Origin of the sequence: Microbacterium aurugineum (assembly GCF_023101205.1) — a bacterium.
GTDB classification, from domain to species: Bacteria; Actinomycetota; Actinomycetes; order Actinomycetales; family Microbacteriaceae; genus Microbacterium; species Microbacterium aurugineum.
In genome coordinates, this window is sequence record NZ_CP078078.1 from 396,850 (window position 1) to 422,966 (window position 26,117).

Consider the following 26,117-nt stretch of genomic DNA (forward strand, 5'->3'; position numbering starts at 1 on the left):
CAGGTCTTCCGCATCTGCCCGTCATTAGATACATTTAGATACAACTTGCGCTGCCCGTAGCGTAGGACGCAGAATTGATCCGATGTTTGCGACGGAATGATCCGTCGACGTCGAAGCAGAACCTTCAAGGAAGCAGGTGAGCGCATGAGTGGACCCATCCTCCGGGTCGAGGGGATCAGCAAAGGATTCCCCGGCGTGCAGGCGCTGAAAGACGTGCACCTCGAGGTGCACGCCGGCGAGGTGCTCGTGCTCGTGGGTGAGAACGGTGCCGGCAAGTCGACCCTGATGAAGATCCTCTCCGGGATCTACACCAAGGACGAGGGCACGATCACGTTCGAGGGCCGGGAGGTCGAGCTCACGAGCCCCCTCCAGGCACAGGAGCTCGGCATCACGATCATCCATCAGGAGCTCAACCTGATGCCCGATCTGACCGTGGCGCAGAACATCTACGTGGGGCGGGAACCCACCACGGGCCCGTTCCTGTCGGAGCGCAAGCTGAACGCGCAGACCGCCGAGCTGCTGCAGCGCCTCGACATCCACCTGAACCCGCGTCAGCTCGTCGGCGAGCTCACGGTGGCCGAGCAGCAGATGGTCGAGATCGCCAAGGCGCTGTCCTTCAATGCCAAGGTGCTCATCATGGACGAGCCGACCTCGGCCCTCACCGACACCGAGGTCGAGACGCTCTTCGTGCTGATCGAGCAGCTCAAGGCGCGCGGCACCGGGATCGTCTACATCTCGCACCGCATGGACGAACTGCGCCGCCTGGCTGATCGGGTGACCGTCCTGCGGGACGGCACATACATCGGATCACTCGACAAGTCCGAGATCACCATCCCGACGATCATCGAGATGATGGTCGGCCGCGTGATCGACGAGGGAACCCGTCCTCAGGCCCGTGAGCACGCCAACGACCCCGTGGTCCTCGAGGTGCAGGGGCTGTCGACCAAGAGCCTTCTGAAAGACGTCTCGTTCCAGTTGCACCGGGGCGAGATCCTCGGCTTCGCCGGCCTCATGGGGGCGGGGCGCACCGAGACCGCCCGAGCCGTGATCGGCGCCGACCACCGCGACAGCGGCACGATCATCATCGACGGTCGCCCGGCGCGGATCTCCCAGCCCGCGGACGCGGTGCATCACGGCCTCGGGTACCTGTCCGAGGACCGGAAGCTCCTCGGCCTCATGCTCGAGCAGGATGTGACGTTCAACACCGTGCTCGCCTCGCTCGGCTCCTATGCCAACGCGATCGGCTGGATGGGCGACAGCAAGGCGAAGAACCGCACCAAGGAATACGTGCAGCAGCTGCGCGTGAAGACGCCCTCGGTCAACCAGGTCGTCAAGCTCCTCTCCGGAGGGAACCAGCAGAAGGTCGTCATCGCCCGCTGGCTGATGCGCGACTGCGACATCCTCATCTTCGACGAGCCGACCCGAGGGATCGACGTCGGCGCGAAAGAGGAGATCTACCGCCTCATGCAGCAGCTCGCTGATGCAGGCAAGTCCATCATCGTCATCTCATCCGAGCTCCCGGAGATCCTCCGTGTGGCGAACCGCATCGCGGTCTTCGCCAACGGTCGCATCACCGGGACGCTCCGCAACGAGGAAGCAAGCCAGGAGAAGATCATGCAACTCGCAGCCCACGGGGAGGAAGACTGATGAGCGCTCCGCAGCAGCCCGGATCGTCGACGACGACGATCATCCAGACCGCCGTGAACGAGGACACCGACAAGAGGGATGTCGTCGGGTTCATCAAGCGGCAGTTCCAGCAGTCGCTGGCCTTCGGCACCTTGATCGTGCTGGTCATCTTCTTCTCGATCGCCAGCCCCAACTTCTTCACCTTCAGCAACATCGCCACGGTGCTGCTGTCGACCGCGGTGATCGGCATCCTCGCCCTCGGGACGACCTTCGTCATCATCACCGGCGGCATCGACCTGTCGATCGGCACCGGCATGGCGCTGTGCGCCGTGATGACCGGCGTCATCATCACGAACATGGGCCTTCCCGTCTGGGTCGGCGTGATCGGCGGCGTCGGCACAGGCGTGCTGATGGGACTCGTCAACGGCGTGAACATCACGTTCCTGCGACTGCCCCCGTTCATCGCCACGCTCGCGATGATGATGATCGCGGGTGGTCTCGCCCTCGTGATCTCGAACGTCGCACCGATCTACTTCTCGACCTCGGCACCGGACTTCAAGAAGATCGCCCTCGGCGTGATCATCCCCGGCATCCCGAACGCGGTGCTCATCACCGCCGCGCTGGCGATCGTCGCCTGGCTCGTGCTGTCGAAGACCCTGCTCGGCCGCTACACCTTCGCGATCGGCTCGAACGAGGAGGCCACCCGGCTGTCGGGTGTCAACACGCGTCGCTGGACCATCCTCATCTACATGTTCGCGGGCGCGTTCACCGGCGTCGCCGGCATCGTCATCGCCTCGCGCCTCGATTCGGCCCAGCCGCAGATCGGCATGGGGTACGAGCTGCAGGCGATCGCCGCGGTCATCATCGGCGGCACCTCGCTGCTGGGCGGACGCGGATCCATCCTCGGCACCGTGATCGGTGCCCTGATCATGAGCGTGCTCGTGAACGGACTGCGCATCATGTCGATCCAGACCGAGTGGCAGAACATCGTCGTCGGTGTGGTCGTGCTGCTCGCGGTCTTCCTCGACTCGCTCCGCAACCGGCAGCGCACCTGACCTCAATCCCTGCACCACCCACCCACCCACGAACAATGGAGTTTTCATGAAATTCGGGAAGAAGACCGCATTCGCAGCGCTGGTCGCCGCATCCGCCCTGGTGTTCGCCGGCTGTGCCGGCGGAGGCGACGTGATCGAGGAGGGCTCCGGCGGAGACGGCGGCAGCGGCGACGGCGAGATGTACATCGCCATGGTCTCGAAGGGCTTCCAGCACCAGTTCTGGCAGGCCGTCAAGAAGGGCGCCGAGGAGAAGGCGGACGAGCTCGGCGTGAAGATCACGTTCGAGGGCCCCGCGGCCGAGACCGAGATCGCGCAGCAGCTCGAGATGTTGACCGCCGCGATCGACAAGAACCCGGACGCCATCGCCTACGCCGCCCTCGACCCCGAGGCGTGCGTCGCCCCGCTCGAGCAGGCCAAGTCGAAGGACATCCCGGTCGTCTACTTCGACGCCCCCTGCAACGGCGACGTGGGCCTGAGCCTGTCCGCCACCGACAGCAAGGTCGCCGGTGCGCTCGCTGCCGAGCACATGGCCGAGCTGATCGGCGGCGAAGGACAGGTCGCGATCGTCGGCCACTCGCAGATCAACTCGACCGGTGTCGAGCGTCGCGACGGCTTCGTCGACAAGATCGAGGCGGACTACCCCGACATCGAGATCGTCGACATCCAGTACGGTGACGGCGACCACCTCAAGTCGGCCGACATCGCCAAGACCCTGATCGCGGCCCACCCCGACCTCAAGGGCATCTACGGCACCAACGAGGGCTCCGCCATCGGTGTGGTGAACGCCGTGAACGAGCTCGGCCTCGAGAAGGGCAAGATCACCATCGTCGGCTTCGACTCCGGTGCGGCCCAGATCAACGCCATCAAGGACGGCACCATGGCCGGCGCGATCACGCAGGACCCGATCGGCATCGGCGCGCAGGTCGTGCAGGCCGCGTACGACGCCGCCAACGGTGAGTCGGTCGAGAAGTTCTACGACACGGGTTCGTACTGGTACGACAGCACGAACATCGACGACCCGAAGATCGCGGCCGTCCTCTACGAGTGACACCGCATCCATGAAGAAGCCCCTCGCCTTCGGGCGGGGGGCTTCTTCGTGTCGGGACGGCGTGTCCGCGGAGATATGTCGGGACGGATGTCGGGAGGTTGCGCGGGTGCAGGAGCGGATGCCGGCGATTCTTCCGACATGCGTGCATTCTCCCGACAGGTGAGCAGGGGGGTTAGACGGAGAAGGCCAGGAGCTGCGCCGGCGTGGTCACGAGCATCCGGTGCACGGTGTCCTCGCCCACAGCCTCGCGGAGGCGGGGGAGGTAACGGTCGCCGAGGTAAGCGAGCCCGGGCATGCCGCCGTACGCGATGTACCGTGTGCGCCGGGCGACATCGCCGCCGAGCACGATCCGGTCGCCGGCGCCGCGCTCGACCACGGCGACGGTCAGGGCGAGCAGCTCGGCATCGGAGCGGGTGCGCGGGCGCGCGAAGCCGTCGTAGCCGAGGTGGGCTCCGCGTTCGGCGAGGGACACGTGCAGCCCGGGGTCGGGGTCGCGGTCGGCGTGCGCGAGCACGATCCGGTGGGCAGGCACCCCCTCGGCGGAGAGCAGGTCGAGCACCTCATGTGCCGCCGTGCCGAACTCCAGATGCACCATGACGGGAGCCCCTGTCGCGCGGTGCGCTGCGGCCACGGCGATCAGCGTCGTGCGCTCGAACGGACTGATGCGCCAGTAGTCGGCGCCCCCCTTGAGGAGCCCTGCGCGCACGGGAGCGCCGCCCGGTGTGCGTGCGAGGGAGATGTCGGGCGTCTCGAAGATCTCGCTGTCGTCCACGGGCATGCCGCGTGTGAGGTCGGCGAGGAAGAGAGCGGCCAGGCGGTCGGAGGTCCACACCTGCATCGGATGGTCCGCGCCGTAGTGGGCTTCACGGTGGCGGCCGGTCGTCGCGACGATGTGCAGTCCGGTCGTCGCGCTGATCCGTGCCAAAGCCTCCGGGTCCCGGGCGAGTCCGAACGGCGTGGCATCCACCATCGTGTCGAACCCGCTCGCCCGCAGCAGTGCCGCTTCTTTGCCCGACGCGGTCTCATCGTCGAGCTCATCGCCCGGCAGCAGCGGCGACACCTGGAACAGGTGCTCGTGGTAGTTCACTCGTCCGAGCGCCGTCGGCGCGATGTCACCGAGCACCGTGCGGACGACGACGGACATCAGCGCACCGACTCCGCGGCCTCGGCGAGTCGCTCGACGACCTCGGGGGTCAGGTCGAGCTCGAACACGTCGGCCACCACCTGCGACCAGCCGTGGATGAAGTAGCGCCAGCCGTCGATGACGTGGAGCCCGTGCGCGGCCGCCTGCGCCTGCGCCTGATGCAGGAACTCGAGCGAGCCGCGGTAGTTGAACTCCCACGCGTACGCGCCTTCGGGGAACACCGCCGTCTCACTCAGGGGCGAGCCCGGGCGGTCCTTGCCGAGCCCGGTGGCGTTGGCGATGACGGATCCCGGGGGTGCGGCGGCCACCAGGGCATCGGCCTCTGCAGGGGAGGCGGTAACCACGTACTCGATCAGTCCCTCCCGCGTGCCGTGCTGGCGGTGCACCTCGCGCAGGTGGTCGAGCTTGTCCTGTGTGCGGGCCGTCACCGTGATCTTCGAGGGGGCGTCCTCACGCTCGGCCAGCGCCCAGCTCAGTGCGGTGCCCGAACCGCCAGCGCCCAGGATCACGACCGCCGCCCCCGTAGAGGTGAAGTGATCGGCCGGGAGGAAGTCGTTCAGCGCGAGGTCGACCGTGATCGGATCCTTGGCCCGTCCGGACAGGACCCGGCCGCGCTTCGAGATGCTGGAGATCTCGGAGCAGGACACCGCGAAGGGATCCAGCTCGTCGAACAAGTCGGAGGCCGCGGCGTACACGTTCATCTTGTGCGTGGTCACGAGGGCTCCGCGGTGGTGCGGGTCATCGCGGATCTGCTCGACCATCGCGCGGTACTGTGCCGGCTCGGCGTCCATCGGCAGATCGTGGCCGAGCAGGGTGCGCGTCGGGAGCCCCAGGATCTCGGCCCACAGCGGGAACACCTTCATGATCGACGACGATGCGGTGGTCACTCCGACGAAACCCATGTAGTCGGCGGATGCAGCAGCGGAGGCCCCGTCGGCGTGGACGGTGTCGGCGGTGGTGGTCATCGGTTCTCCTCGGCGAGCGGGACGGGAACGGGATGGGCGGGATCGCCACCGGCGAGGATCGCGATCACGTCGGCCAGCGAGAGAGCGCCCATGTTGTCGACGGCCTGGGTGGTCTGCGCGCCGAGGTGCGGGGTGACGATCACGCGGTCGGCGAGGTCCGGGGCGAGCAGAGGGCTGTGGTGCGCGGCCGTGTCACCGTCGAGGGTGTCGGCCGCGTAGCCGGCGAGGGTTCCGTCGCGGAGCGCCTGCGCGACGGCCGCCTCGTCGATCAGGTCACCGCGGGCGGTGTTGACCAGCACGGTTCCCGGCCGCATGCCGGGGAGACGGTCGGCGTCGACGAGCTGTTGCCCGCCCGGAGCGTGCAGCGTGACGACGTCGGCGGTGCGGAACAGGTCGTCGAGCGAGACGGGTTCTGCACCCCGGGCCCGCACGACATCGTCGGGAAGGAACGGATCGGCGGCCAGCACGCGCGGCCCGAAGCCGCTCAGCCGCGCGGCCACACCCTGGCCGATGCGCCCGAAGCCGACGATGCCGACCGTGGCGGCGCCGAGCTCACGTCCGCGCCGCACGCCCCAATCACCCGTGCGCACGCGGCGATCGCCGTCCGGGATGAACCGCAGCGCGGCGAGCATGAGCCCGATCGCGTGGTCGGCGACCGCGTCGGCGTTGGCGCCGGGGGTGTTGGTCACCGGGATGCCGCGATCGCGCGCCGCGCCCAGATCGACCGACTCGGTGCCGACGCCGTACCGGGCGACCACCTTGAGCTTCGGAGCCGCGGCGAAATGTGCGTCCGTGACCGCCCCGGTGCCCGCGATCCAGGCATCAGCGCCGTGCAGGAGTGATCGCAAGTCCTCGAGGTCATGATGCGCCGGACCGCGGAGGATGCGATGCCCCGCCTGGGCGGCGCGTTGCACCAGGTCGAGGTGGCCGTCCGAGAAGGAGCGGCTGGTGACGAGGATCACACCCATCAGCGCGGCCGTCCGGCGAACCACGGCGCCAGGGCCGTGTAGGCGTCGGCGAAGCGGGCGTGCCGCTCGGCGTAGACGGCATGGCGCCCGGCATCCGGGGTGAACTCGGCGGTGACCTCGCTCAGGGCGCGGGCGGCCGAGAAGTCCGTGAGCCCGAGCCCGACTGCGGCGGTGACCGCTGCTCCGAGACTGTTCGCCTCCTCCACGATCGTCCGTCGGCGCACCGGCACGCCCCACACATCCGCCAGCACCGAGAGGTACACGTCGCTCTGGGCTCCGCCGCCGACCGCGTCGATGCGGTCGATCACGGCCCCGGACTCACGGAAGGCCTGGATGCAGCTGAGCAGGTTGAACGCCGTACCCTCCAGCACCGCCCGCACGAGGTGGGCTCTGCCGTGGTGGCGGGCGAGGCCGACGAAGGCGCCGCGGGCGTCCGGGTCCCACATCGGGGAGCGCTCGCCGAGGAGGTAGGGGAGGAAGTAGAGGTCGTCGGTGTCGATGTCGGCGGACGCTTCGGCCGTCAGCCGCCCGGTCTCGGGGTGGGCGGGGTCGGGGGAGAGGGCCTCCGAGATCCATTGCACCGAGGCCCCGCCGGCCTGCATGGTGGCGGTCGGCACGAACGAGCCGGGGACCACGTTGTCGAACGTGAAAGTGCGCATCGCGGGGTCGTGCAGCGGGGCATCGGCCGCGAACGAGATCCACGACGAGGTGCCCAGGCACACGTACGCGCCGTCCTCGGGAGCGACGACGCCAGAGCCGACGGCGGCCATCGGACCATCGCCGCCCCCCATCACCACACGGACGCTCGCGGGGAGCCCGAGGGCGTCCGCGGCTGCATCTGTCAGCGTGCCGGCGATCCTGGTCGAGTCGAGGATCTCGGGGAACAGGGCCGGGTCGAGGCGTGCGGCGCGCACGACCTCGTCCGACCAGGTTCCGGCGGCCTGGTCGTAGGCGTTGGTGCCGGAGGCGTCGGAGCGGTCGGTGGCCAGGCGCCCGGTCAGGCGCAGGACGATGAAGTCCTTCGCGACGCACACCCGGCGCACGCGCGCCCACACGTCGGGCTCGTTGTCGCGCACCCACATGATCTTCTCGACCGAGTAGGTGGGGTTGAGGCGATGGCCCAGGATGCCGTAGGCGTGTTCGGCGCCGATCGCGGCCTCGAGCTCGCGCTGCTGGGCGCCCGACCTGGTGTCGGCCCAGATGATCGCCGGGCGTGCGGGTTCGCCGTCGGCGTCGAGCAGCACCGCCCCCATCATCTGGCCGCTCACCACGAGTCCGGCGATGTCGGTCGCGGCCGTTCCGGTGCGGGCGATCAGGTCGCGCGTCGCCTCGACGACCGCGTTCCACCAGTCGGAGGGGTTCTGCTCGGCGATACCGCCCGCGGCGAAGTGCGCGGGGTAGGGGACGGTGACCGAGGCGACGAGACGGCCGTCGTCGTGGTGCAGGGACGCCTTGTTGCCAGTGGTGCCCAGATCGTGCGCGATGATCATGGCCGGAGCCTATTCCGCGTAGGGGCGCAGGTCGACGCCGGAGGCTGCGCGATAGGCGCGTGCGCCCATGCCGTGCTCCAGCACCCAGCCGTAGTCGTGCCCCGCTCCTCCCGGGTAGACCGCGAGGAAGGCGTAGGGCTCGTCGCCGGTGTTGACCGAGCGATGTGCCCAGCCCGGCGGGATGTAGCCGATCGTTCCGGGGAGCATGTCCAGCCACTCGGTGCGCTCGCCGTCGAACATGAGCAGTCCGCCGCGGCCCTTCAATGCCAGGTAGATCTCGCCCTGGTGGTTCGGGTGCTGGTGGCCCTTGGTCATCCAGAGCTCACCGGACGTGTCGCCGGGCATGATCGTCGTGATCGACTGCGGCAGCTCGCGGTCGACCTCGGGAACGGGGGAGCTCACCACCGTGTAGACCACGGGGTTGTCGCTGGCGGATGCGTCGGCCCAGGCCTCGGCGTCGAGGAAAAGCCCCTCCAGGTCGGACATCCGCCGGGTGAGGGTCGGCCCTTCGGGCGAGAGCGTCAGCTTCTCGGCGTCGAACGCGATCGCCATCGGAGAGATCGGCGGGGTGTGGAACTCGGGCATCGGTGCTCCTCGTACGGGCGCTGCGTCGTTGCGCAACCTGTAATGACAGGTTCACTGTACCTGTTATGACAGGTCGCGTCCAGAGTCGCTCATCTTTCGAATCGCGTGAATGGTCCGATTCGGGGCGGAGAAGCGACCGTTCACGCGATTCGAAACCCGGGGCTGTCGCGAGTAGCGTCAACGAACATGGGCACGGTGAGGACGGATACGGCGGTCGCACCCGCGCGCGACGTGCGCCTCGGGCTGCCGCTCGCGATCGCCGCGGCCTTCGCGTTCGGTATGTCGGGAGCATGGGCGCGCGGGCTCATCGATGCGGGGTGGACGCCCGGGGCCGCGGTCACCGCTCGCATCTGGGTGGCAGCCCTCGTGCTGCTCCTCCCCACGATCCTCTCCCTGCGTGGGCGGTGGGGGCTGCTGCGGCGCAATGCGGGGATGATCCTCGCCTACGGTCTGCTCGCGGTCGCGGCGACGCAACTCTTCTACTTCCAGGCCGTCGCCGTCATGGATGTCGGGATCGCCCTGCTCATCGAGTACACCGCTCCGGTCGCGGTGCTGCTGTGGCTCTGGCTGCGCAGGGGGGAGCGTCCGACGCGTCGGAGCATCATCGGCGCGGCCATCGCCTTCGTCGGGCTCGTGCTGATGCTCGACATCCTCACCGGTGCCGACGTGAACGTGGCCGGGATCCTCTGGGCGCTCGGGGCGATGGTGGGGGCGGCGACGTACTTCGTGCTGTCCGCCAAGGCGGACACGGGGCTGCCGCCGATCGCGCTCGCCGGCAGCGGTCTGCTGCTCGGTGCGCTCGGGCTCACCGCCGCCGGGGCCCTCGGCGTGCTGCCGATCCGGTGGACCACCGACGACATCGCGTACCGGTTCGGCAGTGTGCCGTGGTTCGTCCCGGTGCTGGCGATGGGTGTCGTCGCGACCGCCCTCGCGTACCTGCTCGGGATCGCGTCGACGCGGATGCTGGGGTCGCGGCTCGCGTCCTTCGTCGCGCTCGCCGAGGTCGTGGCGGCTCTTCTGTTCGGCTGGCTGCTCCTCGGGCAGCTCCCCGATCTGCTGCAGGCGCTGGGTGGGGTGCTCGTGCTCGCCGGCGTCGTCGTGGTCAAGTTGGGGGAGCCGGTCGCCCAGGAGTTCGTCGAACCGGTGCCGTAGCCCTCGCGGGGAATGTATACCGGAAACGAGTCCAGTGAGATCATCGGCCCGCCAGAGCCGCTTTATGTATACACTGAGGGCATGACCCTTCCCGTGGAGCGCACCTCGGCCGGTGACCGTGCGTATGCGGCGCTGCTCGATGACATCCAGTCCGGCGCGCTCGCGGCAGGTTTCGTGCTCGGCGAGGTCGAGCAGGCGGAGCGCCTGGGCGTGAGTCGCACGCCCATGCGCGAAGCGCTGCGCAGGCTCGCCGCCGACGGCCTCGTCGTCCAGCAGTCACCGCGGGTCACGGTCGTCGCCGATCTCGACGCCGACGACATCCGCTCGCTCTTCGAGATCCGCCGTGCGCTCGAGGAGAGCTCGGCACGCCTCGCCGCCACCCGGGGCGATGCCTCCCTGTTCGCCGCGCTCGCCGACGAGTTCGCCCACGTCGACCTCGACGCCGTCGCCGGCCGCGACGCCTACTATGCGCTGATAGCCCGCTTCGACGCCGCCCTCGACGCCGCTGTGGCGAACGACTACATCGCGTCGGCGCTGCGCACGGTGCGCACCCACCTCGTGCGGGTTCGTCGGATGGCGCGGGACAACCCCGCCCGGCTCGCCGCCTCCGCGGGGGAGCACCGCACCATCGCCGCGGCGCTCGCCGCCCGCGACGGCGACCTCGCGGCCCACGCGACGCACGTGCACCTGCACAACGCGCTCACCGGCATCCTCGACTCCCTCCCCGAAGACGTCTCGTCCCCTCCCACGACCGAAGGACTCTCATGACCGTCACCCACCACGTCCGTGTGCACCGCAGCGACGAGAACCTCGCCCGTGAGGATCAGCTCGCCTGGAGGATCGCCGAGGTCGCCGCCGACCCGGTCGAGGTCGAGCAGGATGTCGTCGACATGATCATCAACCGCATCATCGACAACGCCTCCGTCGCCGCGGCCTCCCTGACCCGCGCGCCGATCAACGCGGCCAGGGCGCAGGCGTTCAGCCATCCCGTCTCGACGGGCGGCGTCGGTGCGAACCTCTTCGGCGCCGCACTCGACCACCGCACCAGCCCCGAGTGGGCCGCCTGGGCGAACGGCGTGGCCGTGCGCGAGCTGGACTACCACGACACGTTCCTCGCGGCGGAGTACTCGCACCCCGGCGACAACATCCCGCCGATCCTCGCGGTCGCCCAGCACACCGGCAAGGACGGCCGCGCCCTGGTGCGCGGCATCGCCACCGGGTATGAGATCCAGATGGATCTGGTGCGCGCGATCTGCCTGCACAAGCACAAGATCGACCACGTCGCCCACCTCGGCCCGTCGGCCGCCGCCGGCATCGGAACCCTGCTCGGCCTCGACGTCGAGACCATCTATCAGGCCGTCGGGCAGGGACTGCACACCACGACCGCCACCCGCCAGAGCCGCAAGGGCGAGATCTCGACCTGGAAGGCGCACGCCCCGGCCTTCGCGGGCAAGATGGCCGTCGAAGCGGTCGACCGGGCGATGCGGGGGCAGACCAGCCCCGCCCCGATCTACGAAGGGGAAGACGGCGTGATCGCCTGGATGCTCGACGGCAAGGATGCCGCGTACGACGTGCCGCTGCCCGCCGCGGGTGAGCCCAAGCGCGCGATCCTCGACTCGTACACGAAGGAACACTCGGCCGAGTACCAGGCGCAGGCGCTCATCGACCTCGCCCGCAAGCTCGGGATCGAGAACCCGGCGCTGCGTGACCCCGCCAACATCGATCAGATCGTCATCCACACGAGCCACCACACCCACAACGTGATCGGCTCCGGCGCCAACGACCCGCAGAAGTACGACCCGACCGCCTCGCGCGAGACGCTCGACCACTCGGTGCCCTACATCTTCGCGGTCGCGCTGCAGGACGGTGGATGGCACCACGTCGACTCCTACGCCCCCGAGCGCGCGGGCCGCGCCGACACGGTCGCGCTGTGGCACAAGATCACCACCGCCGAGGACGCCGAGTGGACGCGCCGCTATCACTCCGAGGACCCGGATGAGAAGGCGTTCGGCGGTCGCGTCGAGATCCGCCTCACCGACGGGTCGACCGTGGTGGACGAGATCGCCGTGGCGGATGCCCACCCCCTCGGAGCGCGTCCGTTCGCCCGGGAGAACTACATCGCCAAGTTCCGTCTGCTGGCGGAGCCCGTGCTCGAGCCCGCCGAGATCGAACGGTTCCTGGACCTCGTCCAGCGTCTGCCCGAGCTGACCGCAGCGGAGGTCGGCGAGCTGTCGATCGTCGCGAAGCCGGGAGTGCTCGAGAACGCCGGCGCCCCGAAGGGGCTGTTCTGATGCTGTACTCGACCGTCACCCCGTCGGAGAAGCGGCGCCTGTTCCGCGAGCGGCTCGCGAGCGGGGAGCTGCTTCGCTTCCCCGGTGCGTTCAACCCGCTGAGCGCACGCCTGATCGAGCAGAAGGGCTTCGACGGCGTCTACATCTCCGGCGCCGTGCTCTCGGCCGATCTGGGCCTCCCCGACATCGGCCTCACCACGCTCACCGAGGTCGCGGGTCGGGCGAAGCAGATCGCCCGCATGACCGACCTCCCCGCGATCGTCGATGCCGACACCGGCTTCGGCGAACCGATGAACGTCGCCCGCACGATCCAGGAGCTCGAGGATGCGGGCCTCGCGGGCACGCACATCGAGGACCAGATCAACCCGAAGCGCTGCGGTCACCTCGACGGCAAATCCGTGGTCGACGAGGACACGGCGATCAAGCGCATCCGTGCCGCCGCCGACGCCCGTCGCGACGAGAACTTCCTCCTCATGGCGCGCACCGACATCCGGGCGGTGGAAGGGCTGGACGCGGCGATCGACCGCGCCAAGGCACTGGTGGATGCGGGCGCCGACGCGGTGTTCCCCGAGGCGATGCGCACGCTCGCGGAGTTCGAGGCGATGGCCGAGGCACTCGACGTGCCGATCCTCGCGAACATGACCGAGTTCGGCAAGAGCGAGCTGTTCTCCGTGGATCAGCTGCGCGACGCCGGGGTCAACCTCGTCATCTGGCCGGTGTCGCTGCTGCGCATCTCGATGGGGGCCGCGGGCCGTGCGCTCGATACGCTGAACGAAGAGGGGCACCTGACCTCGAAGCTCGGCGAGATGCAACACCGCGCCGATCTCTACGACCTGATCGACTACGAGTCGTACAACCATTTCGACTCCGGTGTCTTCAACTTCACCATCACGAAGGAGTGACCATGACCGAGCCGGACATCAAGAAGGGCCTCGCGGGGGTCGTCGTCGACACGACCGCGATCTCGAAGGTCAATCCCGAGACGAACAGTCTGCTGTACCGCGGCTATCCGGTGCAGGAGCTCGCGGACACGCAGCCGTTCGAAGCGGTCGCATACCTGCTCTGGAACGGCGAACTGCCGACGCCCGAGGAGCTGGCGGCGTTCCGCGTGGAGGAGCGCAGACACCGCGCGCTCGCCGACAACGTCAAGGCCGCGATCGACCTGGTCCCGCTCGACGCGCACCCGATGGACGAGGTGCGCACCGCGGTGAGCCTGATCGGTGCTTCCGACCCGGGCGCCGGCGGCTCGGTGCTCGACGCCGGGGGCAGCCCCGAGCAGAACCTCGAGCGCAGCATCCGCCTCTTCGCCGCGCTCCCGGCGATCGTCGCCTACGGGCAGCGTCGTCGTCGTGGCCAGGAGCTCATCGCCCCCCGAGACGACCTCGACTACTCCGCGAACTTCCTCTGGATGACGTTCGGCGAGGAAGCGGACGACGTCGTCGTGGATGCGTTCAACCGCTCGATGATCCTGTACGCGGAGCACTCCTTCAACGCCTCGACGTTCACCGCACGCGTGATCACCTCGACCCTGAGCGACATCTACTCCGCGGTCGTCGGGGCCATCGGCGCGCTCAAGGGCCCGCTGCACGGTGGCGCCAACGAAGCGGTCCTGCACATCTTCGACGACATCGGCACCGCAGACAATGTCGTGCCGTGGCTCGACAAGGCGCTCGCCGAGAAGCGCAAGATCATGGGCTTCGGGCATCGCGTCTACAAGAAGGGCGATTCCCGGGTGCCGACCATGAAGGCGGCGCTCGACACCCTCGTGGAGCACTACGATCGCGCCGACGTGGCCGAGCTGTACGACACCCTCGAGTCGGAGTTCGTGGCGCGCAAGGGCATCTATCCGAACCTCGACTACCCGTCGGGCCCTGCCTACAACCTGATCGGTTTCGACACGCTCACCTTCACGCCGCTGTTCGTCGCGGCGCGAGTGACGGGCTGGACCGCGCACGTGATCGAGCAGGCGGGATCGAACGCGCTGATCCGTCCGCTGTCGCACTACGACGGTCCGGACGAGCGCCACGTCGAGGGCTGACCCACCTCCCGAACTCAGAGGGGGGCGGGATCGGGGTGAGCGGTGCGCCCGGGGAAGCCCGTCGACTCGCGTCTGACGATGCGGAACCCCGGCTTCACCGTGCGCGGCGAGCGACGACCGCCCTTCTCCTCGATGCGCTCGATGAGCAGGTCCACGGCTGCCACCGCGATCTGTGTGCGCCCGGCGTCGACGCTGGACATGGAGGGGATCGAGAACTTGGCCTCGTCGATGTCATCGAACCCGATCACCGCGACGTCCTCGGGGACGCGCAACCCCGCCTCGCCCAGCGCGCGGAGCGCCCCCAGACCGAGGGCGTCGTTGAGGGCGAAGACCCCGTCGAACGCCACCCCTTCGCTGATCAGCTCGCGGATCGCCAGGAGACCTCCGCTGCGACTCCAGTGCGCGCTCGTGCGGATGAGCCGTGGGTCGACCTCGAAGCCGGCCTCGAGGAACGCCTCCCGATAGCCGGCGAGTCGCAGCTTCGCCGAGCTGGTGCCAGGCGTCTCTTCCTCTTCTGCGCCGACGAGGGCGATGCGCCGGCGCCCGATGTCGAGGAGATGCTCCACCGCAGCTCTGGCTGCGGAGGTGTTGTGCATGGCGACGTGGTCTGTCGGGCCGTCGAAGATGCGCTCACCGAGGAGGACGAGGGGGAAGCCCGTGTCCAGAGCATCGGCATCGGGCTGGCCCAGTGCCACGGGGCTGAACAGCAGTCCGTCGGTGAGACGCAGACGCCCTCCGGTGATCACTTGCAGTTCGCGGGCCCTGTCGCCGCTGGTCTGCTCGACGACGACACCGAGCCCCCGGTCGTCGGCGGCACGGATGACCGCATCCGCCAGCTCGGCGAAGTAGTTCTCGCTCAGAGCGGGAACGGCGAGGCCGATGACACCCGTGCGGCCGGAGCGAAGGCCGCGTGCCGACAGGTTCGGCCGGTAGCCGAGTTCATCGATGGCCGTCTGCACACGTTCGCGGGTCTGCGCGCTCACGTGGGGGTAGTCGTTGATGACGTTCGAGACGGTCTTGATGGAGACTCCGGCGAGGCGCGCGACGTCGTGCATCGTCGGATCCATCGGGCCTCACCAATCGCCGTGTGTCACGCCAGCGCGCTCCCCTCACTCTAACGTCGTGCGCAGAGTGCGGGCGGGAGAGGAATGCTCTCCCGCCCGCACCCGAATCGCCTGCTGCTACTGACCGAGCTCGTTCTGAAGGTCGGTCTGCGCCTGATCGAGAGCCTCCTCCGCGGGCGTGCCGTTCTCGTAGATCTCGTTGAGCGTGACCGTGCGGAACTGGTTGTCGACCGTGGGAAGGGACGCGTTGGAGAACGACTCGAAGTGACCGATCCCGTCCTTCACCGAGTTCAGCACGTCGAACAGGTTCGTCTGGAAGTACTGGTTGAACTTGTTGTCCGGGTTCTTCGTGACCTTCTCGTCTTCCCAGACCGACATGTTCACGGGGTCGAAGCCCAGCTCCTCCCACACCTTCACGTTCGCTTCGAGCGACAGCTTGCTGTAGGCCGCGAACTCGCTGGCGATCTCCTTCTTCCCGCTGCCGGCCATCACGGCGGTGCCGGTGCCACCGCCACCGATGGTCAGCACCTCGGAGCCCTCGATCTGCGGAGCGGGAGCGATCGCGATCTTCCCCGCGAGATCCGGCATGTAGTCGACGAAACGCGAGGTGTACCACGCGGGGTACACGACGGCGGCGTAGTCGCCGTCGTTGATGGCGCCGAAGGCCTCCTCGCTGTCCGGGCTACCACCGGGGATCGTCGAGATCGCTCCCGACTCCTTCATGTCCTGGAACATCTCCATCGTGTCGACGACCTCGGGGCTGTTCACGTCGACGTCCCCCCGCCCGTCCTCGGTGAAGAGCTGACCGCCGTTCTGTGCGATCGCGAGCGGCTCGGTGAAGAAGATGCTCGTGCTGGCGACGCCGAACGCCTTCCCGGTCGCCGCGGAGTACTCGGTGCCGGCGGCGGCGAAGTCGTCCCAGGTCTCGATCGTCGTGTAGTCGATCCCGGCGCTCTCGAGGAGTTCGGTGTTGTAGAAGCTCACGAAGGCGCCGACGTGGGTCGGGAAGCCGTAGATCTTGCCGTTCCTGCTGTAGAGGTCGAGCCGGGCCTGCACGATGTCGTCGGTGTAGGGCGCGGCGACCTCCGTCAGATCCGCCAACGGCGGGTTGTCGCCCTTGACGAAGTTCGCGAACTTGCCGACCTCGATGTCGGCCAGGTCGGGGAGGCCCTCCCCGGAGTTCACGGCGAGTAGGAGCTTGTCGTGCATGTCCTGGTAGGGGTAGACGGTGATGTTCAGGTCGATGGCCTTGTCGGGGTTCTCCTTGTTCCAGCTCTCGGCCATCTGCTCGTAGACCTGGCCGTGGAGCTCGGCGAAGACCCACATGTCCAGTGTGGTGGTGCCGTCGGCGTTCGCGCCGTCGTCCTGCGGGGTGCCGCTCGCGCAGGCGGACAGAGTGCCGACCGTCACTGCTGCCACGGTCGCCGCGGTCAGAATCCTTCGGAATCGCATGGTCATACTCCTGACTGTGTGGGGGATACGGGGGAGAGGAAGGTTCGGTGTCAGCCCTTGACCGCACCGGCGGTCATGCCCTGCACGAAGAACCGTTGGAACGCGAGGAAGAGGATGAGGAGGGGGATCAAGGAGAAGAACGAGCCGATGATCAGCAGCTCGTAGTTGTTGCCGTACGGCGTGAGCAGCGTGTTCAGGCCGATGGGCAGGATGAACTTGTCCGGCGAGCGCAGAACCAGCAGCGGCCAGAGGAAGTTGTTCCAGATGATCATGCTGTTGAGGATCGCCATCGCCGCGAACGCCGGTTTGGCGATCGGTGCCACCAGACGGAAGAAGATGCCGAACTCCGACACTCCGTCCATGCGACCGGCCTCGAGGATCTCCTTCGGGATGCCCAGGAAGTACTGCCGGAAGAAGAAGATCGTGACCGCCTGGGCGAGGAACGGGAGGACGACGATCCAGTACTGGTCCGTGGCGCGCATGTCGTTCACCTGGACGTACAGCGGCAGCATGAGCATCTCGAACGGGATCGTCATGAGGATGATCACCAGGATGAAGCCGAGGCTCTTGCCGCGGAACTCGTACATCGCGAACCCGTAGGCGACGAACGAGCTCACGAGGAGAGTGCCCACCAACTGCACGACCGTGAGCACGAGACTGTTCCAGAACCATTGGAAGTACAGGCCGGAATCGGTGAAGAGCATCACGTAGTTGTCGAAGCTCAGTGTCGACCAGTCGGTCGAGAACGAGATCCCGTTGCGGATGACGTCGTTGCCGTCCTGAAAGGTTCCGAAGACGATCGCGAGCACCGGGACGAGCGAGACGAGAGCGATGAGGATCAGGAAGCCGCTCTGTATCAGCCCCGCCGTGCGACGCGACATCCGTGGTCGTGTGCGGGCGGCAGGCGGCGTCGCGGAGGTCTGGTACATCATCGAGCCGACTCCTTCTTCAACGTGCCCGTGGCGATGAGCTGAGTGAGATTGATCGCGAGGACCAGCACGAGGAGCACGACGCCCACGGCGGAGGCGAAGCCGAGGTCATTGTCCTGGATGCCCTTGCGATAGAGGTAGCCGACGATCGTCAGGCCCTGGTTGTTCGGTGAGTTGTTGCCGGCGTAGAGCATGAAGCTCTCGAGGAACATGGCCAGACCGCCGTACACGCTGATCGTGGTGACGTAGACGATGGTGGGCTTCAGCCCCGGCAGGGTGACGTTGAAGAACTGCTGGACCTTGGTCGCACCGTCGATCGACGCCGCCTCGTAGTACTGGGTCGGGATCGCCTGCATGCCGGCGAGGAAGTACATCGTGTTCACGCCGGCCCATCTCCACAGCGCCAGGAGGAGCAGTGCCGTGAGACCGGTGAGGTCTTCGCGCAGCCAGCGGACGGGCCCGAAGCCGAAGAACTCGACGACCTGGTTCATCAGACCCGAGTCGGTCTCGGAGAACATCAGTCGGAAGATGATGCCGGCGACCACGACGGACGTCAGAGCGGGGATGAAGAGCGAGGACTTGAAGAAGTCCTTGATGCGGCTGTTGCCCAGTCGGGAGTTGATGATCGCCGCCAGCACCATCGGGATCGGGACGAGGATGACCAGGGTGAGGAGCATGTAGCGGATGCTGTTGAACATGGCCTTCCAGAACACCTGGTCGCGCCAGAGCCGCTCGTAGTTCTCCGTACCGATGAACGTGGCCTGACCGTAGAGCACCTCCTGGAAGCTCATCGTCACCGATCGGCCGACGGGAACCAGCCAGAACACGAGCACCGTGAGCACGAAGGGCAGGATGAACAGGTAGGGAGCGAGACGCTGGTTGTAGAGCAGTTTCTTCATGCGCCGCGACTCCTTCTCAGCGTTCCAGAATTAACAACGATGTAAACAGGCTGACAGTGCGCCGCGTCACCATGTCGGTGATGCGTCCTCGTGAGGCCGTGGGGGCGTCGCGCTGGTTCTCGATCAGTCATGGCAGCTTTCTTCCTCGAACTCATGCCTGGGTGGCGTTTCTCGCCGGAGCTTCGGGTGGCGCGGAGATGTCGACGCTCCATGAACGGGGTCGTTTGCTCCGCCTCCACCTGTCTTCGCTGAACAGGTTATGCTCCTGCCGACAGATTTACAACGTTGTATATTGGTGACGCACACGTCCTCACTCGGAAGAGCACCCATGCCATCGGCCCATCTGACCATCGACCCGCACTTCGTGACCGGGCGCATTCAGCGTCGACTGTTCGGCGGCTTCGTCGAACATCTCGGCCGCCACGTCTACGACGGAATCTATGAACCCGGTCATGAGGCCGCGGATGCGGAGGGGTTCCGCCGTGATGTCATCGACCTCGTCCGAGAACTCGGCGTCTCGACCATCCGCTATCCCGGCGGCAACTTCGTTTCGGGGTTCCGATGGGAAGACTCGGTCGGCCCTCGTGAACAGCGGCCCCGGCGCCTCGACCTCGCCTGGCACTCGACCGAGACGAACGAGGTCGGGCTCCATGAGTTCGCCTCGTGGCTCGACAAGGTGGGCAGCGACCTCATGATGGCGGTCAACCTCGGCACCCGGGGGACGCTGGAGGCACTGGATCTTCTCGAGTACGCGAACATCCGAGGAGGGACGGCGTTGAGTGAGCGGCGTCGAGAGAACGGGCGTGACGAGCCGTTCGGTGTCGAGATGTGGTGCCTGGGCAACGAGATGGACGGTCCGTGGCAGCTCGGCCATCGCTCTGCGGACGACTACGGCAAGGTCGCCTCGCAGGCGGCCAAGGCCATGCGACAGATGGACCCCGATGTCACGCTCGTCGTCTGCGGGTCATCGAGCCGGCACATGCCCACGTTCGGTGAATGGGAGCGCGTCGTGCTCGGGCACACCTACGACGACGTCGACTACATCTCCTGCCACGCCTACTACGAGGAGAAGGACGGAGACCTCGACTCGTTCCTCGCGTCCGCCGTCGATATGGATCGCTTCATCGAGTCGGTGGTGGCGACGGCTGATCACGTCGGGGCCGTACGGGGCAGCACGAAGAAGATCGATCTCTCCTTCGACGAGTGGAACGTCTGGTACCTCGACCGGTTCCGCGACGTGGACAAGATCTCCGGCATCGACAACTGGCCGATCGCTCCGCGTCTGCTGGAGAACGTGTACTCGGTCGTCGACGCGGTCGTCTTCGGCAACCTCCTCATCTCGCTGATCAAGCATGCCGATCGGGTCACGAGCGCATCGCTGGCGCAGTTGGTGAATGTGATCGCGCCCATCATGACCGAGCCGGGCGGGCCCGCGTGGAGGCAGACCACGTTCTACCCCTTCTCGATCACGTCGCGCCTGGCCCAGGGGGACGCGCTCGAGCTCAAGCTCGACGCGCCCTCCTACCGCACCGCGCTGTATGGCGAAGTGCCACTCGTCGACGCGGTGGCGACGCACGAGTCCGAGACCGGGCGCTCTGCCGTCTTCCTGGTGAATCGGAGCACGACGGAGGCGATCACGGTCACCGTGGACATCGCTGGACTCGGCGACGTCGGGGTGTGCGAGGCCCACACCCTGAGCGATGACGACGTGTACGCCGTGAACACGCTCGCCGACCCGGAGCGCGTCACCGTCCGCGACAACGACACGGTCGCCCTCGAAGGAGGACTGCTCACGGTGACTCTGCCGCCCGTGTCCTGGTCCGCCATCGCTCTGGGCTGAGCTCGCCGGCCCGACGTCCGAGACGGGGTGATCGCGTTCCGAGTGCGCAGGGGTCTCGTCAGCGTGTGAGCCAGCTCCGCAGGGACCGCGTCACGAAGGGCAGCACCCAGTACGCCATGATCGGGGTGAGGACGAGAGTCGTGACGAGCACCCTCAGCCAGATCGGGAGACCGTCCCAGCCGGGAACGGGACTCAGGGCGTAGGTGAAGGCCAGGTTGACCGGGAAGAAGCCCAGCCAGATCGAGGTCGCCTGCTTCCACCGCGGAGGCGCGGGCGCGACGGTGACCGTGGCGGTGCCGCCCTCGGAGGACGGGAGCGTGATGGTCCCGGTGGTCGGCTCGTCGAACCAGCCCTCGATGCCGGTACGCCGTTTCGAACGCTCGCTCCGCACGAAGCCCTCGCCCATCGACAGCCACCAGGTGCGTTCGGCCGACTGCTCCCACGCGACCAGCGACTCCTCGCTCGCGAAGCGGTAGAGCATGTGCCACACCTGCGAGTCCTCGCCGGCGCGCACCCAGCCGGAGCCGAGGAAGCCCGGATACTTCGTCGCGAGGTTCACCCCCGTCTGCACCCAGGCGGTCGCCTCGGTGATGCGGCCGGGGTCGACCTCGCGGCGGATGGACACGGTGACGGGCTCGGACATGATGCGGTCCTCGGAGAACGGACGCCCGGGGTCGGGGCGTCGAAGCGGATGCGCCAGGGGTGGCAGCGCACGGTCGATTCTAGGTCGAACGCCCCAGGGATGCCGCCTCCACGAAGAGGACCCCCGCCGACCCGATTCGGCGGGGGTCTCGCGGCGTGGGAGCCGCGACGGGAGCGAGAGTGCTCACCGTGCGCGCGGTAGACGTGACACCCGATCCGGTCTGAGTCTCTGTCCGCGCATCTGCAGTTGTACCCGGGGGAGATGGCCGGCCGGTGAACGCGGTGCGAACAACCCCGACGGATGAGAAGACCCACGCGGGAGAAAATGCTAGGACGTCCTAGTAAATCTCCGGAGGCCAGAGTAAACTCCTCAATGTGCCAATGACGGCACGGAGGGATGTCACACAATGACTCGTACCATCGCCCACTTCGTAGGCGGATCGCTTCTCACTCCCGACTCCGGTCGCTTCGCCGATGTGTTCGATCCGAGCACCGGTGCCGTGCAGGCGCGGGTGCCGCTGGCGTCGGCCGAGGAGGTCCGCCGGGTGATCGCCAACGCCGAGGAGGCCCAGGTCGCCTGGGCCGCGACCAACCCGCAGAAGCGTGCGCGGGTGCTGCTGCGCTTCCTCGACCTGGTGCAGCGCGAGATGACGCCGCTCGCCGAGCTCCTCGCGAGCGAACACGGCAAGACGGTCGACGATGCCAAGGGCGACATCCAGCGCGGTCTCGAAGTCATCGAGTTCTCCGCCGGGGCTCCGCACCTGCTCAAGGGCGAGTACTCCACGGGCGCGGGGACCGGAATCGACGTCTACTCGATGCGGCAGCCCCTGGGCGTGGTCGCCGCGATCACTCCTTTCAACTTCCCCGCGATGATCCCGCTGTGGAAAGCGGGGCCCGCGCTCGCGGCGGGGAACGCCGTCGTGCTCAAGCCCAGCGAGCGCGATCCCTCGGTGCCGGTGCGCCTCGCCGAGCTCTTCCTCGAAGCGGGACTTCCCGCCGGGGTGCTCAACGTCGTGCACGGTGACAAGGAGGCGGTCGACGCGCTGCTCACCGATGACCGCATCCGGGCCGTCGGGTTCGTCGGGTCCACACCGATCGCCGAGTACATCTATGGCACCGCGACGGCTCACGGCAAGCGGGCGCAGTGCTTCGGCGGAGCCAAGAACCACATGATCGTGATGCCGGACGCCGACCTCGACCAGGCGGTGGATGCGCTCATCGGTGCGGGCTACGGTTCGGCCGGAGAGCGCTGCATGGCGATCTCGGTGGCCGTTCCGGTCGGGCAGGAGACGGCCGACGCTCTCGCCGCCAAACTCACCGAACGGGTCGCCCAGCTGCGGGTCGGGCCCTCTCTCGCGGCGGACGTCGATTACGGGCCGCTGGTCACCCGCGCGGCGGTGGAACGGGTCGAGGGGTACATCCAGCAGGGCGTCGACGAAGGAGCGACCCTCCTCGCCGACGGCCGCGGCTTCACCGTTCCCGGTCACGAAGAGGGGTTCTACCTCGGACCGACCCTGTTCGACCACGTCACGACCGAGATGGCGATCTATCGGGAAGAGATCTTCGGCCCGGTGCTCGTGATCGCCCGTGCTGCCGACTACGAAGAAGCGCTGCGCATGGCCTCGGAGCACGAGTACGGCAACGGCGTCGCGATCTTCACGCGCGACGGTGACGCCGCACGCGACTTCGCCGCCCGCGTCGAGGTCGGGATGGTCGGCGTGAACGTGCCGATCCCGGTGCCGATCGCGTACTACACGTTCGGCGGCTGGAAGCGCAGCGGGTTCGGAGACCTCAACCAGCACGGCACCGACGCCTTCCGGTTCTACACGAAGACCAAGACGGTGACGAGCCGCTGGCCTGCGGCGGGCATCCGCGACGGCGCCAGCTTCGTCATCCCCACCATGCACTGATCCGTACCGTCCGGCACGAAACTCCCACAAGGAACCACGATGACCATGACCACCGTCACCACCACGGCCGAAGAGCGCGAGGCGATCATCGGCGCCGTCCGCGAGTTCGCGGAGACCGAGCTCGCCCCGCACGCCGCGGAGCGCGACGAGAAGCACCTGTTCCCCCGCGAATCGCTGAACCGTGCCGGTGAGCTCGGCCTCGGCGGCATCTACGTGGACGAGGAGTTCGGCGGCACCGGCCTCAGCCGCCTCGACACCGTCGCGATCTTCGAGGAGCTCGCGAAGGGCGATCCTGCGGTCGCGGCCTACATCTCCATCCACAACATGGTCGTGTGGATGATCGACACGTACGGCGACGATGCGCAGCGTGGGCAGTGGCTGCCGGCGCTCACCTCGATGTCCGAGTTCGGCGGGTACTGCCTGACGGAGCCGGGTGCGGGATCGGACGCTGCGAACATCGCGACGAGCGCGGTCCGTGACGGCGACGACTTCGTACTCACCGGCGTCAAGCAGTTCATCTCGGGCGCAGGCGAGGCCGCCGTCTACGTCGTCATGGCACGCACCGGAGAGCCGGGCGCGCGGGGGATCAGCGCGTTCCTCGTGCCGGGCGACGCCGAGGCGTTGAGCTTCGGGGCGCCGGAGAAGAAGATGGGCTGGCATGCGCAGCCGACCCGCCAGGTGATCCTCGACGGCGTGCGGGTTCCGGCCTCCGCCATGCTCGGCGACGAAGGGCGTGGGTTCGCCATCGCGATGTCGGCCCTCAACGGAGGTCGGCTCAACATCGCGGCCTGTTCGCTGGGCGGCGCGCAATGGGCGCTCGACAAGGCGGTGCAGTACGTGCACGAGCGGATGGCCTTCGGAGAGCCGCTCGCCGAGAAGCAGTCGATCCTGTTCGCGATCGCCGACATGCGCACCGACCTGCACGCCGCACGCCTCATGGTGCGCGACGGCGCGCAGGCGGTCGATGAGCATGCACCCGACGCGACGATGCGCTGTGCGATGGCCAAGCGCTTCGCGACCGATGCCGGATTCGACGTCGCGAACCGGGCGCTGCAGCTCCACGGCGGCTACGGGTATCTGCAGGACTACGGCATCGAGAAGGTGGTCCGTGACCTGCGCGTGCATCAGATCCTGGAAGGGACCAACGAGATCATGCGGCTCATCGTCGGCCGCGAGATGCTGCGACCTGCGGGTTCCGCCTCCCTCCAGCGCGGCGGAGACCAGATGCGGAGCGGGTCATGACTCGCGTAGCCTTCCTCGGTCTCGGGCACATGGGCCTCCCCATGGCCAGGAACCTCGTCGCCGCCGGTCATGAGGTGCACGGCTTCGACCTGGTGCCCGCCGCCGTCGAGACGGCGCAGGCGGCGGGGATCCCGGTTGCCGCGAGTGGAGCGGATGCGGTGGCCGAGGCGGACGTCGTCATCACGATGTTCCCTGCCGGAAAGCACGTGATCGAGGCGTATCGCACCGAACTGCTCGCCGCCGCGCGTCCGGGTACTCTCTTCATCGAGTCGTCCACGATCGCCGTCGATGAGGCGAGGGCGGCCCACGCGCTCGCGCTCGCCGCGGGGCACCGCAACATCGATGCCCCGGTCTCGGGAGGTGTGGTGGGTGCCGAGAACGGAACGCTCGCCTTCATGGTCGGTGGCTCGGACGAGGACTTCGCCGCAGCGCTGCCGCTGCTGGAGGTCATGGGCAAGCGCATCGTGCACTGCGGCGGGCCCGGGCTCGGCCAGGCGGCGAAGGTCTGCAACAACATGGTGCTCGCGGTCTCGCAGATCGCGGTGGCCGAGGCGTTCGTGCTGGGGGAGCGACTGGGCCTCGAGCACCAAGCGCTGTTCGACGTCGTGTCGCAGGCATCCGGGCAGTGCTGGTCGGTCACGACGAACTGCCCCGTTCCCGGCCCGGTTCCCACGAGTCCGGCCAACCGGGACTATCAGCCGGGCTTCGCCGGGGCGCTGATGGCGAAAGACCTCGGCCTCGCGCTGCAGGCGATCGAACAGACATCGACCGACGCAAAGATGGGCCGTCTGGCGCAGGAGCTCTATGCCGCCTTCGCCGCCGGTGACGGTGCGACCCGGGACTTCTCGGGCATCATCACGGATATTCGCGACGATCGCGTGTGAGCACTGCGTTCGAATCGCGCAACTGGTTCCATTCGCGGTGCGGACGGAGTCATTTGCGCGATTCGAAGGCCAGGGTGAATGCTGAAAGAGATCCGACGGAGAGGGCGACATGACCGAATACGAGACGATCCTGGTCGAGCAACGCGGACGAGTGGGGTGGATCACCCTGAACCGACCCGGCGCGCTGAACGCGTTGAACAGCCGACTCGCGGAGGAGGTCACCGCGGCCGCCGTCGCCTTTGACACGGACGACGCTGTCGGCGCCATCGTGGTGACCGGGTCCGAGAAGGCGTTCGCGGCCGGCGCCGACATCAAGGAGATGGAGAGCATGTCCGCGGCGGAGATGCTCGAGACCGACCACTTCGGCGTCTGGCATGACTTCGCCGCGGTGCGCACCCCCGTGATCGCGGCGGTCTCCGGCTTCGCCCTGGGCGGTGGCTGCGAGCTCGCGATGATGTGCGACATCATTCTCGCCGCGGACAACGCGAAGTTCGGCCAACCGGAGATCAACCTCGGCGTCATCCCCGGGATGGGCGGTACGCAGCGCCTGATCCGTGCGGTCGGCTACTACAAGGCGGCCGAGCTGGTGCTTTCCGGACGTTTCATGGGGGCGGAGGAAGCCGAGCGCGCAGGTCTCGTGTCGCGCGTCGTTCCAGCATCCGAGCTCCTCGCCGAGGCGGCGACGCTCGCCGACTCCATCGCCGCGAAGTCGCTGCCGTCCGTCTATGCGGCGAAGGCCGCGCTGGATGCGGCGATGGAGACGACCCTCGCCGACGGCCTCGCGCACGAGAAGCAGGCCTTCGCGGCGCTGTTCGACACCGCCGACCAGAAGGAAGGGATGTCGGCGTTCCGGGAGAAGCGGTCGCCGGACTTCCAGAACCGCTAGGTGCTCG

General features: G+C 67.8%; 23 protein-coding genes. 13 read left to right on the forward strand and 10 right to left on the reverse strand.

All coding sequences use genetic code 11. The annotated features are described in order from the left end of the window. The first annotated feature begins 144 nt into the window (after window positions 1-144). The 3 genes from KV397_RS01890 to KV397_RS01900 are packed head-to-tail and all read left to right on the forward strand — an operon-like array spanning window position 145 to window position 3,729. Entirely contained in the window at window positions 145-1,647 is a 1,503-nt protein-coding gene (locus tag KV397_RS01890; protein ID WP_261812027.1) for a sugar ABC transporter ATP-binding protein, read from the forward strand. After that, window positions 1,647-2,681, forward strand: coding sequence for an ABC transporter permease (locus KV397_RS01895; RefSeq protein WP_197055623.1), 1,035 nt, complete (start codon window positions 1,647-1,649; stop codon window positions 2,679-2,681). The genes KV397_RS01890 and KV397_RS01895 overlap by 1 nt, the downstream gene beginning before the upstream one ends. A gap of 46 nt (window positions 2,682-2,727) precedes the next feature. Further along, a complete protein-coding gene (locus KV397_RS01900) occupies window positions 2,728-3,729 on the forward strand; it encodes an ABC transporter substrate-binding protein (protein WP_047521608.1) in 1,002 nt (333 codons plus the stop codon). A 172-nt stretch (window positions 3,730-3,901) separates the two neighbouring features. Here KV397_RS01900 and KV397_RS01905 read toward each other — a convergent pair whose 3' ends face one another. Genes KV397_RS01905 through KV397_RS01925 form a run of 5 tightly spaced genes read right to left on the reverse strand, consistent with a single transcriptional unit; the run spans window position 3,902 to window position 8,881 of the window. Beyond that, entirely contained in the window at window positions 3,902-4,873 is a 972-nt protein-coding gene (locus KV397_RS01905) for a phosphotriesterase family protein (RefSeq protein WP_261812028.1), read from the reverse strand. After that, window positions 4,873-5,838: a shikimate dehydrogenase gene (locus KV397_RS01910; protein WP_261812029.1), complete on the reverse strand. Its 966-nt coding sequence runs from the start codon at window positions 5,836-5,838 to the stop codon at window positions 4,873-4,875. Before KV397_RS01910 ends, KV397_RS01905 begins: the two co-directional genes overlap by 1 nt. Beyond that, on the reverse strand, window positions 5,835-6,830 hold the full coding sequence (locus KV397_RS01915; protein WP_261812030.1) for a phosphoglycerate dehydrogenase: 996 nt from the start codon (window positions 6,828-6,830) through the stop codon (window positions 5,835-5,837). Before KV397_RS01915 ends, KV397_RS01910 begins: the two co-directional genes overlap by 4 nt. Beyond that, on the reverse strand, window positions 6,806-8,296 hold the full coding sequence (gene xylB, locus KV397_RS01920; RefSeq protein ID WP_153242962.1) for a xylulokinase: 1,491 nt from the start codon (window positions 8,294-8,296) through the stop codon (window positions 6,806-6,808). The genes KV397_RS01915 and xylB overlap by 25 nt, the downstream gene beginning before the upstream one ends. Before the next feature lie 9 nt (window positions 8,297-8,305). Further along, window positions 8,306-8,881 (reverse strand): glucose-6-phosphate isomerase family protein, encoded by a 576-nt coding sequence (locus KV397_RS01925; RefSeq protein ID WP_261812031.1) that lies wholly within the window; start codon window positions 8,879-8,881, stop codon window positions 8,306-8,308. Between the two features lie 186 nt (window positions 8,882-9,067). Between KV397_RS01925 and KV397_RS01930 the strand changes: the two genes are divergently transcribed. The 5 genes from KV397_RS01930 (at window position 9,068) to KV397_RS01950 (ending at window position 14,362) form a co-directional block, all read left to right on the forward strand. Beyond that, complete coding sequence (locus tag KV397_RS01930; RefSeq protein ID WP_261812032.1) at window positions 9,068-10,033, forward strand: EamA family transporter; 966 nt, start codon at window positions 9,068-9,070, stop codon at window positions 10,031-10,033. A gap of 81 nt (window positions 10,034-10,114) precedes the next feature. After that, on the forward strand, window positions 10,115-10,801 hold the full coding sequence (locus KV397_RS01935; RefSeq protein WP_047521621.1) for a GntR family transcriptional regulator: 687 nt from the start codon (window positions 10,115-10,117) through the stop codon (window positions 10,799-10,801). Continuing rightward, window positions 10,798-12,324, forward strand: a complete 1,527-nt coding sequence (locus KV397_RS01940) for an MmgE/PrpD family protein (RefSeq protein WP_047521623.1) — start codon at window positions 10,798-10,800, stop codon at window positions 12,322-12,324. Before KV397_RS01935 ends, KV397_RS01940 begins: the two co-directional genes overlap by 4 nt. After that, entirely contained in the window at window positions 12,324-13,226 is a 903-nt protein-coding gene (prpB, locus tag KV397_RS01945; RefSeq protein WP_134352309.1) for a methylisocitrate lyase, read from the forward strand. The genes KV397_RS01940 and prpB overlap by 1 nt, the downstream gene beginning before the upstream one ends. Window positions 13,227-13,228: 2 nt before the next feature. Then, on the forward strand, window positions 13,229-14,362 hold the full coding sequence (locus tag KV397_RS01950) for a bifunctional 2-methylcitrate synthase/citrate synthase (RefSeq protein ID WP_047521627.1): 1,134 nt from the start codon (window positions 13,229-13,231) through the stop codon (window positions 14,360-14,362). A gap of 14 nt (window positions 14,363-14,376) precedes the next feature. On the opposite strand, the gene KV397_RS01955 is transcribed toward KV397_RS01950, so the two are convergent. The 4 genes from KV397_RS01955 to KV397_RS01970 all read right to left on the reverse strand — a co-directional run bounded on the left by KV397_RS01955 (window position 14,377) and on the right by KV397_RS01970 (window position 18,706). Further along, complete coding sequence (locus KV397_RS01955; protein ID WP_261812033.1) at window positions 14,377-15,417, reverse strand: LacI family DNA-binding transcriptional regulator; 1,041 nt, start codon at window positions 15,415-15,417, stop codon at window positions 14,377-14,379. 126 nt (window positions 15,418-15,543) lie between these two features. Continuing rightward, window positions 15,544-16,884, reverse strand: a complete 1,341-nt coding sequence (locus KV397_RS01960; protein WP_261812034.1) for an ABC transporter substrate-binding protein — start codon at window positions 16,882-16,884, stop codon at window positions 15,544-15,546. A gap of 44 nt (window positions 16,885-16,928) precedes the next feature. After that, window positions 16,929-17,810 (reverse strand): carbohydrate ABC transporter permease, encoded by an 882-nt coding sequence (locus KV397_RS01965; protein ID WP_131493961.1) that lies wholly within the window; start codon window positions 17,808-17,810, stop codon window positions 16,929-16,931. Further along, window positions 17,807-18,706 (reverse strand): carbohydrate ABC transporter permease, encoded by a 900-nt coding sequence (locus KV397_RS01970; protein WP_261812035.1) that lies wholly within the window; start codon window positions 18,704-18,706, stop codon window positions 17,807-17,809. The genes KV397_RS01965 and KV397_RS01970 overlap by 4 nt, the downstream gene beginning before the upstream one ends. A gap of 328 nt (window positions 18,707-19,034) precedes the next feature. On the opposite strand from KV397_RS01970, the gene arfA reads away from it, so the two are divergent. After that, window positions 19,035-20,546, forward strand: coding sequence for an arabinosylfuranosidase ArfA (arfA, locus tag KV397_RS01975; protein WP_153242955.1), 1,512 nt, complete (start codon window positions 19,035-19,037; stop codon window positions 20,544-20,546). Between the two features lie 58 nt (window positions 20,547-20,604). Here the strand turns inward: arfA and KV397_RS01980 are convergent, their stop codons facing one another. Next, complete coding sequence (locus KV397_RS01980) at window positions 20,605-21,189, reverse strand: antibiotic biosynthesis monooxygenase (protein WP_134352303.1); 585 nt, start codon at window positions 21,187-21,189, stop codon at window positions 20,605-20,607. A gap of 406 nt (window positions 21,190-21,595) precedes the next feature. Here KV397_RS01980 and KV397_RS01985 point away from each other — a divergent pair, with 406 nt between their 5' ends. The 4 genes from KV397_RS01985 (at window position 21,596) to KV397_RS02000 (ending at window position 26,110) form a co-directional block, all read left to right on the forward strand. Then, on the forward strand, window positions 21,596-23,098 hold the full coding sequence (locus tag KV397_RS01985; protein ID WP_131493969.1) for a CoA-acylating methylmalonate-semialdehyde dehydrogenase: 1,503 nt from the start codon (window positions 21,596-21,598) through the stop codon (window positions 23,096-23,098). Between the two features lie 39 nt (window positions 23,099-23,137). Next, the gene (locus tag KV397_RS01990; protein WP_261812036.1) at window positions 23,138-24,340 is read left to right on the forward strand and encodes an acyl-CoA dehydrogenase family protein; all 1,203 of its coding nucleotides are present in this window, start codon (window positions 23,138-23,140) and stop codon (window positions 24,338-24,340) included. Beyond that, on the forward strand, window positions 24,337-25,224 hold the full coding sequence (gene mmsB / locus KV397_RS01995; protein WP_261812037.1) for a 3-hydroxyisobutyrate dehydrogenase: 888 nt from the start codon (window positions 24,337-24,339) through the stop codon (window positions 25,222-25,224). Before KV397_RS01990 ends, mmsB begins: the two co-directional genes overlap by 4 nt. Window positions 25,225-25,333: 109 nt before the next feature. Continuing rightward, entirely contained in the window at window positions 25,334-26,110 is a 777-nt protein-coding gene (locus tag KV397_RS02000) for an enoyl-CoA hydratase-related protein (RefSeq protein WP_131493975.1), read from the forward strand. Window positions 26,111-26,117 lie beyond the last annotated feature (7 nt).